The following is a 14,116-nucleotide window of genomic DNA, read 5'->3' as shown; positions in this document are numbered from 1 at the left end:
AAGCACATCTCCCGGCATGCACCAAAATGGAACACGCTCGAATGTCAATTGGCGTCACATGAAACACTATGCCGTTTGTGCATAGGTTAGCGTGCAACAGCATTGGCCGCAAAATCACCTTCGGGCCTAGGATTGGCGCCATTCCGGCATGTGCCGGGTCAAAATCGAGATGATATACATCATGTCCTCTGCTGCATCGTTCCGCGTCGAAAAAGATCTGTTGGGTACCCTTGAAGTTCCTGCTGATGCCTACTACGGCATCCAGACCCTGCGCGCTGCCAACAACTTCCACCTCTCCGGCGTTCCGCTGTCGCACTACCCGAAACTGGTAGTCGGCCTGGCGATGGTCAAGCAGGCAGCTGCTGACGCCAACCGTGAGCTGGGGCACCTGAGCGATGCCAAGCACGCCGCGATCAGCGCAGCCTGCGCACGACTGATCAAGGGCGACTACCACGAGCAGTTCGTGGTGGACATGATTCAAGGCGGTGCTGGTACTTCCACCAACATGAACGCCAACGAAGTCATCGCCAACATCGCGCTGGAGGCCATGGGCCATCAGAAGGGTGAGTACCAGTACCTGCACCCGAACAACGATGTGAACATGGCGCAGTCGACCAACGACGCCTACCCGACCGCTATCCGTCTGGGCCTGCTGCTGGGTCACGACGCGCTGCTGGCCAGCCTCGACAGCCTGATCCAGGCCTTCGCTGCCAAGGGTAAGGAATTCGACCACGTACTGAAGATGGGCCGTACCCAGCTGCAGGACGCCGTGCCGATGACCCTGGGCCAGGAATTCCGCGCCTTTGCCACCACCATGACCGAAGACCTGCAGCGCCTGCGCTCGCTGGCTCCGGAGCTGCTGACCGAAATCAACCTGGGTGGTACTGCCATCGGTACCGGCATCAACGCCGACCCTGGCTATCAGGCCCTGGCCGTGCAGCGCCTGGCAATCATCAGCGGCCAGCCGCTGGTACCGGCTGCCGACCTGATCGAAGCCACTTCCGACATGGGCGCCTTCGTGCTGTTCTCCGGCATGCTCAAGCGTACCGCCGTCAAGCTGTCGAAGATCTGCAACGACCTGCGCCTGCTGTCCAGCGGCCCGCGCACCGGCATCAACGAGATCAACCTGCCAGCACGTCAGCCAGGCAGCTCGATCATGCCAGGCAAGGTCAACCCGGTTATCCCGGAAGCCGTCAACCAGGTGGCCTTCGCCATCATGGGCAACGACCTGGCCCTGACCGTCGCCGCCGAAGGTGGCCAGCTGCAGCTGAACGTAATGGAGCCGCTGATCGCCTACAAGATCTTCGACTCGATCCGCCTGCTGCAACGCGCCATGGACATGCTGCGCGAACACTGCATCGTCGGCATCACCGCCAACGAACAGCGCTGCCGTGAACTGGTCGAGCACTCGATCGGCCTGGTCACCGCCCTGAACCCGTACATCGGCTACGAAAACGCCACCCGTATCGCCCGCGTTGCCCTGGAAACAGGCCGTGGCGTACTGGAACTGGTGCGCGAAGAGAAGCTGCTGGACGAAGAGATGCTCAACGACATCCTGCGTCCGGAAAACATGATCGCTCCCCGTCTGGTTCCGCTGAAGGCGTAACCCGGCTGCTGCAAACAGTCTCACCAGGTTAAGGGACTAGACACCTCTCAACCTTTCAAGGCCCGAGCCTATGCTTCGGGCCTTTTTTTTGCCCGCAAAACAAGCGGCGCGAAGACCGCTTGCCGATATCGGCATACTACTTGCTCGATAATGCGTCCCAGCCCAACGGGATTACCCAGCATGCTGCACAGCCACCTCACCACCCTCAACGCGGTTTCGCTGATCCTCAACGTCTTTCAGGCAGACGGTTGCGAGGCATCAGCGCTGCTGGCCGGCAGCGGCATTGGCCCGTCAGACCTGGGGCACGCCGATGCGCGCATCACCACCCAGCAGGAACTGCAGGTGTGCGCCAACGCTGTGGCCCGGCGCGCGGACATCGGCCTTGAACTGGGCCGGCGCATGCACGTGTCGTGCTACGGCATGCTAGGTTACGCATTGCTCTCCAGTGCCACTTTGGGTGACGCCTTGCGCCTGGCGCTGGCATATCCGGCACTGCTGGGAACAGTGTTCAAGCTACGTTTGATCGAGGACGGCCAGCGGGTCTGGCTAAGTGCCAGCGACTGCCACGACAGCCCGGCGCTGAGCGCATTCAACGCGGAGTTCTGCCTGGTGTCGCTGAAAGTCATCTGCGACGACTTGCTTGGGCGCCCACTGCCTCTGCTAGGCGCCCGTTTCGAACACTCGCGGCCCGGTTACCACGCGCTCTATGCCGGTGCATTCCAGTGCCCGGTGGGTTTCGACGCTCAGGACAATGCCTTGGCGTTTGAACGGCGCTGGCTGGACAGGCCACTGCCGCTGGCCGATTCGATTACCCACAAGGCCATGAGCGAACGCTGCCGGCGCCTGAACCTTGAGTTCACGGGCCGGCAGGCCTGGCTGGGGCGGATTCGCCAACTGCTGGCACAGCAACTGGACGCCGCGCCTGGGCTGGAAGGGTTGGCGCGGCAGATGAATTGCTCGTCGCGCACCCTGCGCCGGCATTTGCAGGCGCTGGGCAGCAGTTATCAACAGCTGCTAGACGAGTTGAGGTTCGAGCGGGCCAAGCAGTTGTTGGCTGATGAACAGATGCCGATCTATCGCATTGCTGAGACCTTGGGGTTCAGCGAGACCGCCAGTTTTCGCCATGCGTTCCAGCGTTGGAGTGGTGTAGCGCCCAGCCACTTCCGTGGTTGACCAGCTACGGCCAAAGAGCTTGGCCACATCGATCCCCTTTTGGCCGTTTGCGTCGTTCTCCGCTACTGACCTGCCCATGACAATGGACCCACGCCAGTATCCAACGGAGAACAACAATGCTGACGATCTATTCCGATGATCACCGCCTGCACCACGGCCGCTGCGAGCTGATCGACGGCAAGCTGATGCCCTGCTTCGAAATGCCTTCGCGCGCTGACCATGTGCTCGACCAGGTAAAAAAACGCAACCTTGGCGACATCCAGGGGCCTACCGACTTCGGCCGCGCGCCGTTGCTGCGCATCCACAGCGCCGACTATCTCGACTTCTTCGAAGGCGCCTGGGCGCGCTGGGCCGCACTGGGCCAGGAAGGCGACCTGCTGCCGTTCACCTGGCCTGCTCGCACCTTGCGCCAGGTAAAACCCACCGGCCTGCATGGCGAGTTGGGCTATTACAGCTTCGATGCCGGCGCCCCGATCACCGCCGGTACCTGGCAGGCCGCCTACAGCGCCGCCCAGGTCGCCCTCACGGCCCAGGCGGCAATCCAGCAGGGCGCCCATTCGGCCTTTGCCCTGTGCCGCCCACCGGGGCACCACGCCGCCGGCGAAGTCATGGGCGGTTATTGCTACCTGAACAACGCCGCCATCGCCGCCCAGGCCTTCCTGGACCAAGGCAAGCGCAAGGTCGCCATCCTCGACGTCGACTACCACCACGGCAACGGCACCCAGGACATCTTCTACAGCCGCGACGACGTATTCTTCGCTTCGATCCATGGCGACCCGCAGGACGAATTCCCGTTCTTCCTGGGCTATGCCGACGAAACCGGCGAAGGTGCCGGTGAGGGCTGCAACATCAACTACCCGCTTCCGGCTGGCAGCGACTGGGCGGCCTGGAGCGCAGCCCTGGAGGATGCCTGCCAGCGCATTGCCCGCTATGACGCCGACGTACTGGTGATCTCGCTGGGTGTGGACACCTTCAAGGACGACCCAATCTCGCAGTTCAAGCTGGACAGCCCGGACTACCTGGAAATGGGCAAACGTATCGGCCAGCTCGGCAAGCCGACCCTGTTCGTGATGGAGGGCGGCTACGCTGTGGAAGAAATCGGTATCAACGCGGTCAATGTGCTGGAAGGCTTCCAGCACGCCCAGCCAGGAGCCCGGTAATGGTCCGACTCAAGCGTCTACTCGCCCCGTTCATCGCTGCCACCTTGTTCACCGGTGCCCTGCATGCTCAAGCCGAGCAGCGCACACTGCGTGTGTATAACTGGTTCGACTACATCACCCCGCAGACCTTGACCGATTTCAAGCAGGACAGCGGGGTCAAGCTGATCTACGACATCTTCGACACCAACGAGGCGCTGGAGGCCAAGCTGCTCACCGGCAACTCCGGCTATGACGTGGTGGTGCCGTCCAACGTGTTCCTCGCCAAGCAGATCGAAGCCGGGGTGTTTCAGCCGCTCGACCGCAGCAAACTGCCGAACTGGCAACACCTGGACCCGGCGCTGATGAAGCTGATCGAGGCCAACGACCCGGGTAACAAGTACGCGGTGCCCTACATGTACGGCACCGTGCTGATCGGCTTCAACCCGGCCAAGGTCAAGGCAGCGCTCGGCGACAACGCCCCGGTAGACAGCTGGGACCTGATCTTCAAGGAGGAGAACATCGCCAAGCTCAAGCAGTGCGGCGTGGCGCTGCTCGACTCGCCTTCGGAGATTCTGCCGCTGGCCCTGCAGTACTTGGGTTTACCGCCGAACAGCGACAAACCGGCCGACTACAAGAAGGCCGAAGCGTTGATGCTGAAGATCCGCCCACACATCACCTACTTCCATTCTTCGAAGTACATGGCAGACATCGCCAATGGCGATATCTGTGTGGCGGTGGGTTACAGCGGCAGTTTCTCGCAGGCCGCCAACCGCGCGCGCGATGCCAAGAACGGCGTGGTGGTGGACATGCGCCTGCCCAAGGAGGGTGCGCCGATCTGGTTCGACATGCTGGCGATTCCAAAGAATGCGGCCAACCCGGAAGATGCCCACACGTTCATCAATTACTTGCTACGGCCTGAGGTGATTGCGCCGATCAGCGACTTTGTCGGTTATCCGAACCCGAACAAGGATGCGACTGAAAAGGTCAGTCCGGCGATTCGCAACAATCCCAACCTGTACCCGACGGCGGAAGCGATGGCCAAGCTTTATACCCTCAAGCCCTTGGCGCGGGACGCAGAGCGGGCCAGAACCCGGGCCTGGACACGGATCAAATCCGGCACCTGATAGAGTCGGGGGCTGCTTTGCAGCCCCAATTCACTTTCTCCAGACCTTGCGCAATTTCATCAAGGCTTCGGCGATCTCCCCCTCCGGCACCGCCGCAAACCCCAACACCAGCCCTGCCCGCTTATCCACAGGCACGTCGCTGTCCGACAGCCAGAAATTGCTCAGCGGCGTCACCTCTACCCCCGCAGCTTCAGCCTTGGCCACCAGCTCCTGCTCTCGCGCAAAGTTATCCACATCCACCTTCACATGCAGCCCGGCCGCCACTTCCGGCATCTCGCCCAACCCGGGAATATCCACAGGCCAGCCAGCCTTGAGTACGTTACGTCGACTCAAAGCGGCCTTGCGCATACGGCGGATATGCCGCTGGAAATGCCCGCGTGCCATGAATTCGGCCATCACGCACTGGCTGCTGACTTCCGAATGCCGCACGGCCAACGCCTTGCCCTGACTGAATCCCTGCACCAGTTGCGGCGGCAGCACCAGGTAACCCAGGCGCAACGCGGGGAACGCAATCTTGCCGAAGGTACCGACGTACAGCACCCGACCGTGCCGGTCGAGCGCCGCCAACGGGGCCAAGGGCGCACCGCTGTAGCGGTACTCGCCGTCATAGTCGTCCTCGATGATCCAGCCATCGTTGCGTTCGGCCCACGCCAGCAGCGCCAGGCGCCGTGCCAGGCTCATGGTGACCCCGGTCGGGTATTGATGCGCCGGTGTGACATACGCCAGCCGGCAGTCCGCCTGCTGACCGAGCAAGCGGCAGTCCATGCCCTCTTCGTCCACAGGCACGCCATGCAACGTGGCGCCAGCCAGCGCAAAGGCATGCCCGGCCGCGCGGTAGCCGGGGTTTTCCACAGCCACACCGTCACCCGGCTGCAACAACAGCTGTGCACAAAGGCTGATGGCTTGCTGTGCACCACTGGTGATCACAATTTGTTCAGCCATACAACTTAGCCCACGCGAACGGCGCAGGTAGGCCGCGATCAACTCACGCAAAGCCGGCTCGCCTGCCGGGTCACCGTAACCCAGCTGCGCAGGGGATGGTTTACGCCAAAAACCCGCCTGCAGCTTGGCCCAGACGTCAAATGGGAACAAGTCGAATGCCGGAATGCCGACCCGAAAGGCACGGGGCGCACCACTTCTTGGGGAAGGTAAGTGGTTACTTTTTAGGCGCAATAAAGGCGCTGATAAACGCCGTTCGCTGGATAAATCCTCAGTATTTTCTTCGGAAAATGTGGATAACCCTGTTGATAAACCCCGGGATAACCCTGTGGATATTTGTGTGGATATTTTTGGCAGCCGACTTACGTAAGTACCATCTCCAACTCGGCTTTCGATGTAGCCCTCGGCATACAGTTGGTCATAGGCGCGCACCACACTGTTGCGTGACAGCGCCAGCATGACGGCCAGGTCGCGAGTGGCTGGTAGCCGTGTACCACTGCTCAGGCGCCCATCCAGCACCCGCGCACGCAAGGCCTGGTACAGCTGCTGACTCAGCCCACGGCGTCGATCAAGGGCGATCCCGGCAGGGTCGAATGGCAGTGTGAAGGGGCGCTCGCTCATGGTATTGGACCTATCAAATCAGGCAGTAATGGCTCTTACCCAGAACCAATAGCCTGCCTAGGATGGAACCATTCGACAAGGACCAAGCCCTATGTACAACAGCAAGCCGCATCAGGAGCACGACCTCGGCCGCCTGCACCAGCACATGCTCGACACCCGCCTGGCTGTCCTGGTCAGCCACGGCGATCAGGGGCTGCTGGCCACGCACCTGCCAGTGCTGGTCGATACCACCGAAGGCGAATTCGGTACGGTCTATGCCCACCTGGCCCGGGCCAACCGCCAATGGCAGGACCTGGCACAGGGTGTCGAAGCCTTGCTGGTATTCCCCGGCGCCGATGCCTATGTCAGTCCCGGCTACTACCCGAGCAAGGCTGATAACCCCAAAGTCGTACCTACCTGGAACTATCTGGCCGTGCACGCCTATGGCACAGCCGAGGTGATCCACGATACCGAGCCGCTGCTGGCGATCGTCAGCCGCCTGACCGACCGCCATGAACAGGGCCGCAGCGAACCGTGGAAAGTCACTGACGCCCCTGCCGACTACCTCGATGGCATGCTCCGCGCCATCGTCGGCATCCGCCTGCCCGTCGCCCGTCTGCAAGGGGCACGCAAGCTCAGCCAGAACCGTTCCGATCAAGACATCGCGGGCGTGCGCGAAGGCCTGAGCGCCAGCGCCGATCAGCTGGACAACCAACTCGCGGCGCACATGCGCCAACTCTGAAGGAATAGCCCATGTCTAGCGTTACCCTACGCCCTGTCACTGCCCAAGATCACGCGGCCTGGCTCGCCCTGTGGCAGGCCTACCTGCACTTCTACGAAAGCGAACTGGCCGATGAAGTCAGCCTGAGCACCTGGCAACGCCTGCTCGATCCGAAGGAGCCCACCCATTCGACCCTGGCCTGGGTCGATGGCAAGGCGGTGGGCATGGTCAACTTCATCTACCATCGTTCCAACTGGAGCATCGAGAATTCCTGCTACCTGCAGGACCTGTACGTGGACAGTACGCAGCGGGGCCTGGGCATTGGCCGCCAGCTGATCGAGCACGTCTACGCCACAGCCAAGGCCGACGGCTGCATCAAGGTGCACTGGCTGACCCACGAAACCAATGCCACCGCCATCAGCCTGTATCAGCAGGTTGCCGAGCGCTCGGGCTTCATCCAATTCCGCAAAGGTTTGTAGGCCGAACATGACAGACGTATTGAACTGGAAACCCGCCGCAACGCCCCAGGCCGACCCCATTGAAGGCCGCTTCATCCGCCTGGAAAAGCTCGACCCGGCGCGCCATGGCGACGATCTTTGGAACGTGCTGCAAGGCCCGGCATCCGACCCGGTGCTATGGGACTACCTGCCTTATGGGCCGTTCACCGAGCGTGCCGCCTTCGACCGTTGGCTGGAGAGCAACGCCGCAGGCCGCGATCCGCTGTTCTACACCGTCATCGACCGCCCCAGCGGCCAGGCACAGGGCATTCTGAGCCTGATGTCCATCGTACCCGACCACGGGCGTATCGAAATCGGCCATATCGCCTTCGGCGCCGCCATGCAGCGCACGCCCAAAGGAACCGAGGCGGTGTACCTGCTGGGCAAACTGGGCTTCGAACTGGGCAACCGCCGTCTGGAGTGGAAGTGCAACAACGCCAACGCCCGCTCCAAGCGGGCGGCGGAGCGGTTTGGCTTCACTTATGAAGGCGTGTTCCGCAAGCACTTGGTGGTGAAGGACCATAACCGCGATACAGCCTGGTATTCGATTACCGATGAAGAGTGGCCGGCGGTGGCTGCCGGGTTCGAGCGGTGGCTGGGAGAGGAAAACCAGCAGCCGAGTGGACAGCTGCAGACACTTGAGGCATGCCGCAAAGGCTGAATCTTGCATGGGCCATCAGGTTCAGCACAAAAAAAGGGGAGCATTCGCTCCCCAGAGGTAAACCGCTTGTAGATGAGGGCTTAAATCAGCCCTCGATCTCGATCAGGATTTCACCCGGCGTTACACGGTCGCCCTTGGCCACATGAATGGCGACGACCTTGCCGGCGATGGCCGCCTGCACTTCGGTTTCCATCTTCATGGCTTCGGTGATCAGCACGGCCTGGCCGGCCTTGACCAAGTCGCCTTCCTTGACCAGCACATCGACGATGTTGCCTGGCATGGTGGTGCTGACGTGGCCTGGGTCGGTGGCTTGCTTGCGCTTGCTGCCGCCGCCGCCAACGAACTCGTTGAGTGGCTCGAACACCACTTCTTCCGGCATGCCGTCGATCGACAGGTAGAAGTGACGCTTGCCTTCGGCCTTAACGCCCACGCCGGTGATATCGACGCGGTAGGTTTCGCCGTGCACGTCGATGACGAACTCGGTCGGCACGCCTTCACCGCCCGGAGCGGCTACGGCGCCGGCTTCCGGAATCGGCAGCAGGGCTTCTGGCGTCAAGGTGCCGGCTTCGCGCTCTTCGAGGAACTTGCGGCCAATATCAGGGAACATGGCGAACGTCAGCACGTCTTCTTCACAACGAGCCAGGGCGCCGATATCGGCACGCAGCTTGGCCATTTCCGGCTTGAGCAGGTCGGCCGGGCGTACGTCGATCACTTCTTCGCTGCCGATTGCCTGGCGGCGCAGCTGCTCGTTGACCACGCCCGGCGCCTTGCCGTAACCGCCTTGCAGGTACAGTTTCACCTCGTTGGTGATGGTCTTGTAGCGCTCGCCAGCCAACACGTTGAAGAATGCCTGGGTGCCAACGATCTGCGAGGTCGGGGTTACCAGCGGCGGGAAGCCAAGGTCTTCACGTACACGCGGGATCTCGGCCAGCACTTCGTTCATGCGGTTAAGCGCGCCCTGCTCTTTCAGCTGGTTGGCCAGGTTGGAGATCATGCCACCCGGCACCTGGTTGACCTGCACACGGGTGTCCACGGCGGTGAACTCGCTTTCGAACTGGTGGTACTTCTTGCGCACGGCGTAGAAGTACAGGCCGATTTCCTGCAGCAGCTCCAGGTCCAGGCCGGTGTCGAATTCGCTGCCCTTGAGCGCAGCCACCATCGACTCGGTGCCTGGGTGGCTGGTGCCCCAGGCGAAGCTGGAGATGGCGGTGTCGATGTGGTCGGCGCCGTTCTCAACCGCTTTCAGCTGGCACATGGCAGCCAGGCCGGCGGTGTCGTGGGAGTGGATGAACACCGGCAGGGATTGTTCGGCCTTCAGCGCCCTGACCAGCTCGCCAGTGGCGAACGGCGTCAGCAGACCGGCCATGTCCTTGATCGCGATCGAATCGCAACCCATGGCTTCCATCTGTTTGGCCTGGGCTACAAAGGCGTCGATGGTGTGCACGGGGCTGACGGTGTAGGCGATGGTGCCCTGGGCGTGCTTGCCAGCGGCCTTGACCGCTTCAATGGCCACGCGCAGGTTACGCACGTCGTTCATGGCGTCGAAGATGCGGAACACGTCGATGCCGTTGACCGCTGCCTTGGCGACGAAGGCCTTGACCACGTCGTCGCTGTAATGGCGGTAGCCCAGCAGGTTCTGGCCGCGCAGCAGCATTTGCAGGCGGGTGTTGGGCAGGGCTGCGCGCAGCTTGCGCAGGCGCTCCCACGGGTCTTCTTTCAGGAAGCGCACGCAGGCGTCGAAGGTGGCGCCGCCCCAGACTTCCAGCGACCAGTAGCCGACTTTGTCGAGCTTGTCGCAGATCGGCAGCATGTCTTCGGTGCGCATGCGGGTGGCCAGCAAGGACTGGTGGGCGTCGCGCAGGATCGTGTCGGTAACGTGGATTTTCTTGGACATTATGGGGTTCCTCACAGGCCTGCGTGGGCGGCGATGGCGGCGGCGATGGCCAGGGCCAGCTCTTCGGGTTTGCGCTTGATCGAGTAGTTGGTCAGTTCAGGGTGGCTTTCGACGAAGCTGGTATTGAACTGGCCGCTACGGAATTCCGGGTTGCGCAGGATTTCCTGGTAGTACGCGGCAGTGGTCTTCACCCCTTGCACGCGCATGTCGTCCAGGGCCCGCAGGCCGCGGTCCATGGCTTCTTCCCAGGTCAACGCCCACACCACCAGCTTCAGGCACATGGAGTCGTAGAACGGCGGAATGGTGTAGCCGGTATAGATTGCCGTGTCGGTACGCACGCCCGGGCCGCCGGGGGCGTAGTAACGGGTGATCTTGCCGAAGCTGGGCAGGAAGTTGTTTTTCGGGTCTTCGGCGTTGATGCGGAACTGCAGCGCGTATCCGCGGTGCTGGATATCTTCCTGCTTGACCGACAGCGGCAGGCCCGAAGCAATGCGGATCTGCTCACGGACGATGTCGATACCGGTGATCTCCTCGGTGATGGTGTGCTCCACCTGCACCCGGGTGTTCATTTCCATGAAATACACCTCGCCATCGGCGAGCAGGAACTCCACGGTACCGGCGTTCTCGTAGTTCACGGCCTTGGCCGCACGCACCGCCAGGTCGCCGATGTAGGCGCGCTGCTCGGGGGTGAGCTGCGGGCTTGGGGCAATTTCGATGAGCTTCTGGTTACGGCGCTGGATCGAGCAGTCGCGCTCGAACAGGTGCACCACGTTGCCAAAGCTGTCACCGAGGATCTGCGCCTCGATGTGCTTGGGGTTGACGATGCACTTTTCCAGGAACACCTCGGCCGAACCAAAGGCCTTGGTGGCCTCGGAAATGACCCGTGGGAAGTTCTGTTCCAGTTCTTCACGGCTGTTGCAACGGCGGATACCACGGCCGCCACCACCGGAAGTGGCCTTGAGCATCACCGGGTAACCGATGCGGTCACCTTCGCTCAGGGCTTCATGAATATCGGCAACGTTGCCTTCGGTACCCGGGGTTACCGGCACACCGGCGGCGATCATGGTGCGGCGCGCTTCGGTCTTGTCGCCCATGCGGCGAATCACGTCGGCAGCCGGGCCGATGAACTTGATCCCGCGCTCTGCGCAGATCTCCGCCAGTTCGGCGTTTTCCGACAGGAAACCATAGCCTGGGTGCAGGGCATCGCAGCCGGTTTCCACAGCCAGGTTCACCAGCTTGCGCGGGTTCAGGTAGCCAGCCAGCGGCTCGGCACCAATGCTGTGTGCCTCATCGGCGCGCTTGACGTGCAAGGCGTGACGGTCGGCGTCGGAATAGATCGCTACCGAGCGAATGCCCATCTCGGCGCAGGCACGCACGATCCGAACTGCGATTTCACCTCGGTTGGCGATCAGGATTTTTTTTATCACTGGAGTCTTCCCAAAGCCGTAGGAACAGTCGAGCCGGTTCTACCGGTCGGCGCGTGACCAGACGATGCTGGCCAGTCGCGTATTCACCCTAGCGCTGTAGGTCGATAAACAAAAATCAATATTTGTTAGGGGCTGTATTAGCAAAAGCTTATAGTGCGGTTACAAGGTGTTGCCAACGAGCCGATAAAAATGCGTAAGTCCTTGATGCGTATGACTTTGCGTCAATTGCAGATCTTCAACGAGGTGTGCGATTTGCGCTCGTACAGCCGCGCGGCGGAGGAGATGGCACTGACGCAACCCGCCGTTAGTCTACAGATCCGCCAGCTCGAAGAGCTGATTGGCCAGCCACTGTTCGAGTACGTAGGCAAGAAGCTGTACCTGACCGAGGCGGCCGAAGCCTTGCAACGCGCCAGCCGCGACATCTTCGGGCGGCTGGAGAGCCTGGACATGCAGCTGTCGGACATGCAGGGCTCACTGCAGGGGCAGCTGAAACTGGCGATCGAGTCCAGTGCCAAGTACTTCGTGCCACACCTGTTCGCCGCCTTCAAGCAGCGTCACCCGGAGGTCAACCTGACCCTGACGGTGGTCAACCGCGCCCAGGCCATTCGCCGCCTTTCGGATAACCGCGACGACCTGATCATCATGTCGATGGTGCCGCAGGACATGGGCCTGGAATTTCTGCCATTCCTCAACAACCCAATCGTGGCGGTGGCACCGCCCGAACATCCGCTGTGCAAACTGGAGCAGTTGCGCCTGCAGGACCTGGAGCCTCATACCCTGCTGGTCCGCGAGCAAGGTTCGGGCACACGCAAGGCGTGCGAGGAGTACTTCAAGGACAAGCGCGTACACTTTACGCAGACGCTGGAAGTGGCCTCTGCCGATGCCCAGCGCGAATGCGTGATCGCCGGCCTGGGTGTCGCCTTGCTGACCCGCCATGCAGTCAACCTGGAGCTGGCCACCGGTGTGTTGAGGGAGCTACCCGTAGAAGAACTGCCGCTATACCGCAGCTGGTGCGTGGTGCAGGCCAAGGCCAAGCGGCAGTCGCCAGTGGCCTTGGCGTTTTTGGCGTTCATCCGCAGCGAACGTGCGTTGATCAGCGCGCTTGTTGAACGTTTTTCGGGGAAGCTGCCGACGACGTCTGCCATACCGTGAGCGCTTGCAGCTCGGGGTAGTCTGCCAGGTCGCGGAGCAATTGGCGTTGGTCGCAATAGACCTCGATCGCGCGGCGGTACTCCATGCGGCGCTGATCCTTTTCCTGCTGTTTGCGAGCCTTGGCGTTGGGTTGGTAAGTACCTTCGTGGTCGCGTGCCATTGCCTGTCTCCCAGATAGGATGCGGGAGTTTCAGACTGGCCTGGATGGTTTACGGTTTGGCGGTGGAATGGTGACAAAACAATGAATTTTTACTGCCTGTGCCGGCGATAGGGCCAGTACAGGCAATGCAGATCAGTCGTCTGTAGCCTTGATCGACTTGGGCGACAAACGCAGGCTGCGCAAGCTGCGTTTAACGCTTTTCAGGTGGTTGACCAGGCTCGGCCCACGCGCCATCGCCACCCCCATGGCCAACACGTCGATCACCACCAGGTGAGCGATACGCGAGGTCAGCGGCGTGTAGATTTCGGTGTCTTCATGCACGTCGATCGCCAGGTTGACCGTCGACAGCTCGGCAAGAGGTGTCTGGCTGGGGCACAGGGTAATCAGGTTGGCACCGCTCTCACGCACCAGGTTGGCGGTGATCAGCAAGTCCTTGGAGCGGCCCGACTGGGAAATGCACACCGCCACATCACCCGGCTTCAGGGTAACCGCCGACATCGCCTGCATGTGCGGGTCGGAATACGCGGCGGCGCTGAGCAACAGGCGGAAGAACTTGTGCTGGGCATCGGCCGCCACCGCACCGGACGCGCCAAAGCCATAGAACTCCACGCGTTGCGCCTGGGCCATGGCACTCACCGCCTGCTGCAGCGCCTGCGGGTCGAGGTGCTCACGCACTTCCATCAGGGTATGCAGGGTGGTGTCGAAGATCTTCAGGCTGTAGTCGGCAACCGAGTCGTCCTCATGAATGGCGAACTGCCCGAAACTGGCCCCCGCTGCCAGGCTCTGGGCCAGCTTCAGCTTGAGGTCCTGAAAGCCCGAGCAACCGATAGCCCGGCAGAACCGCACGATGGTAGGTTCGCTGATACCCACGCTGTGTGCCAGGTCGGCCATGGAACTGTGCATGACGGCAGCCGGGTCGAGCAGCACGTGGTCGGCCACTTTGAGTTCCGATTTGCGCAGCAGGTGGCGCGATTGGGCGATATGTTGCAACAGATTCACAGGCTGGACTCGGTTATGATCGGC

The 14,116-nt window shown here is 61.7% G+C and carries 13 protein-coding genes; 8 read left to right on the top strand and 5 right to left on the bottom strand.

The window, feature by feature from the left end:
- The first annotated feature begins 181 nt into the window (after window positions 1-181).
- The 4 genes from aspA to D8767_RS00815 all read left to right on the top strand — a co-directional run bounded on the left by aspA (window position 182) and on the right by D8767_RS00815 (window position 5,042).
- Window positions 182-1,606 (top strand): aspartate ammonia-lyase, encoded by a 1,425-nt coding sequence (aspA, locus tag D8767_RS00830; protein ID WP_025754235.1) that lies wholly within the window; start codon window positions 182-184, stop codon window positions 1,604-1,606.
- Window positions 1,607-1,786: 180 nt separating this feature from the next.
- Window positions 1,787-2,779 carry an AraC family transcriptional regulator gene (locus tag D8767_RS00825; protein ID WP_016712738.1) on the top strand — a complete coding sequence of 331 codons (993 nt, stop codon included), beginning with the start codon at window positions 1,787-1,789 and terminating at the stop codon, window positions 2,777-2,779.
- A 116-nt stretch (window positions 2,780-2,895) separates the two neighbouring features.
- Window positions 2,896-3,939, top strand: a complete 1,044-nt coding sequence (locus D8767_RS00820) for a histone deacetylase family protein (RefSeq protein WP_016712739.1) — start codon at window positions 2,896-2,898, stop codon at window positions 3,937-3,939.
- Entirely contained in the window at window positions 3,939-5,042 is a 1,104-nt protein-coding gene (locus D8767_RS00815; protein WP_016712740.1) for a polyamine ABC transporter substrate-binding protein, read from the top strand. Before D8767_RS00820 ends, D8767_RS00815 begins: the two co-directional genes overlap by 1 nt.
- Before the next feature lie 30 nt (window positions 5,043-5,072).
- On the opposite strand, the gene D8767_RS00810 is transcribed toward D8767_RS00815, so the two are convergent.
- Complete coding sequence (locus D8767_RS00810; protein WP_016712741.1) at window positions 5,073-6,602, bottom strand: PLP-dependent aminotransferase family protein; 1,530 nt, start codon at window positions 6,600-6,602, stop codon at window positions 5,073-5,075.
- A 91-nt stretch (window positions 6,603-6,693) separates the two neighbouring features.
- On the opposite strand from D8767_RS00810, the gene D8767_RS00805 reads away from it, so the two are divergent.
- From D8767_RS00805 to D8767_RS00795, 3 genes are read left to right on the top strand one after another with little or no spacing between them, the layout of a single operon-like run.
- Window positions 6,694-7,323, top strand: a complete 630-nt coding sequence (locus D8767_RS00805; RefSeq protein WP_016712742.1) for an FMN-binding negative transcriptional regulator — start codon at window positions 6,694-6,696, stop codon at window positions 7,321-7,323.
- Between the two features lie 11 nt (window positions 7,324-7,334).
- A complete protein-coding gene (locus D8767_RS00800) occupies window positions 7,335-7,781 on the top strand; it encodes a GNAT family N-acetyltransferase (RefSeq protein ID WP_016712743.1) in 447 nt (148 codons plus the stop codon).
- 7 nt (window positions 7,782-7,788) lie between these two features.
- Window positions 7,789-8,460 (top strand): GNAT family N-acetyltransferase, encoded by a 672-nt coding sequence (locus D8767_RS00795; protein WP_016712744.1) that lies wholly within the window; start codon window positions 7,789-7,791, stop codon window positions 8,458-8,460.
- 85 nt (window positions 8,461-8,545) lie between these two features.
- Here the strand turns inward: D8767_RS00795 and oadA are convergent, their stop codons facing one another.
- Together oadA and D8767_RS00785 are read right to left on the bottom strand one after the other, a co-directional pair.
- Window positions 8,546-10,354 (bottom strand): sodium-extruding oxaloacetate decarboxylase subunit alpha, encoded by a 1,809-nt coding sequence (gene oadA / locus D8767_RS00790; RefSeq protein WP_016712745.1) that lies wholly within the window; start codon window positions 10,352-10,354, stop codon window positions 8,546-8,548.
- An 11-nt stretch (window positions 10,355-10,365) separates the two neighbouring features.
- Entirely contained in the window at window positions 10,366-11,781 is a 1,416-nt protein-coding gene (locus D8767_RS00785) for an acetyl-CoA carboxylase biotin carboxylase subunit (RefSeq protein ID WP_016712746.1), read from the bottom strand.
- 204 nt (window positions 11,782-11,985) lie between these two features.
- On the opposite strand from D8767_RS00785, the gene D8767_RS00780 reads away from it, so the two are divergent.
- Window positions 11,986-12,933: a LysR family transcriptional regulator gene (locus tag D8767_RS00780; RefSeq protein WP_161751335.1), complete on the top strand. Its 948-nt coding sequence runs from the start codon at window positions 11,986-11,988 to the stop codon at window positions 12,931-12,933.
- Here D8767_RS00780 and D8767_RS00775 read toward each other — a convergent pair.
- Together D8767_RS00775 and hexR are read right to left on the bottom strand one after the other, a co-directional pair.
- On the bottom strand, window positions 12,875-13,093 hold the full coding sequence (locus tag D8767_RS00775) for a PA3496 family putative envelope integrity protein (protein WP_080578095.1): 219 nt from the start codon (window positions 13,091-13,093) through the stop codon (window positions 12,875-12,877). The two genes, D8767_RS00780 and D8767_RS00775, sit on opposite strands and share 59 nt — an antisense overlap.
- A gap of 132 nt (window positions 13,094-13,225) precedes the next feature.
- On the bottom strand, window positions 13,226-14,092 hold the full coding sequence (gene hexR / locus D8767_RS00770; RefSeq protein WP_003253273.1) for a transcriptional regulator HexR: 867 nt from the start codon (window positions 14,090-14,092) through the stop codon (window positions 13,226-13,228).
- Window positions 14,093-14,116: the final 24 nt, after the last annotated feature.

Source organism: Pseudomonas sp. LTGT-11-2Z (assembly GCF_003691445.1).
GTDB classification, from domain to species: domain Bacteria; phylum Pseudomonadota; class Gammaproteobacteria; order Pseudomonadales; family Pseudomonadaceae; genus Aquipseudomonas; species Aquipseudomonas monteilii.
This window is presented reverse-complemented; position numbering and strand designations above follow the sequence as displayed.

What these genes read in the sequence shown, in the direction of transcription:
- D8767_RS00805 (WP_016712742.1), top strand. Translation starts at nt 6,694, where the DNA reads ATGTACAACAGCAAGCCGCATCAGGAGCACGACCTCGGCCGCCTGCAC.
- D8767_RS00800 (WP_016712743.1), top strand. Translation starts at nt 7,335, where the DNA reads ATGTCTAGCGTTACCCTACGCCCTGTCACTGCCCAAGATCACGCGGCC.
- aspA (WP_025754235.1), top strand. Translation starts at nt 182, where the DNA reads ATGTCCTCTGCTGCATCGTTCCGCGTCGAAAAAGATCTGTTGGGTACC.
- D8767_RS00815 (WP_016712740.1), top strand. Translation starts at nt 3,939, where the DNA reads ATGGTCCGACTCAAGCGTCTACTCGCCCCGTTCATCGCTGCCACCTTG.
- D8767_RS00775 (WP_080578095.1), bottom strand. Translation starts at nt 13,093, where the DNA reads ATGGCACGCGACCACGAAGGTACTTACCAACCCAACGCCAAGGCTCGC.
- D8767_RS00825 (WP_016712738.1), top strand. Translation starts at nt 1,787, where the DNA reads ATGCTGCACAGCCACCTCACCACCCTCAACGCGGTTTCGCTGATCCTC.
- D8767_RS00810 (WP_016712741.1), bottom strand. Translation starts at nt 6,602, where the DNA reads ATGAGCGAGCGCCCCTTCACACTGCCATTCGACCCTGCCGGGATCGCC.
- D8767_RS00820 (WP_016712739.1), top strand. Translation starts at nt 2,896, where the DNA reads ATGCTGACGATCTATTCCGATGATCACCGCCTGCACCACGGCCGCTGC.
- oadA (WP_016712745.1), bottom strand. Translation starts at nt 10,354, where the DNA reads ATGTCCAAGAAAATCCACGTTACCGACACGATCCTGCGCGACGCCCAC.
- D8767_RS00795 (WP_016712744.1), top strand. Translation starts at nt 7,789, where the DNA reads ATGACAGACGTATTGAACTGGAAACCCGCCGCAACGCCCCAGGCCGAC.
- D8767_RS00780 (WP_161751335.1), top strand. Translation starts at nt 11,986, where the DNA reads ATGCGTATGACTTTGCGTCAATTGCAGATCTTCAACGAGGTGTGCGAT.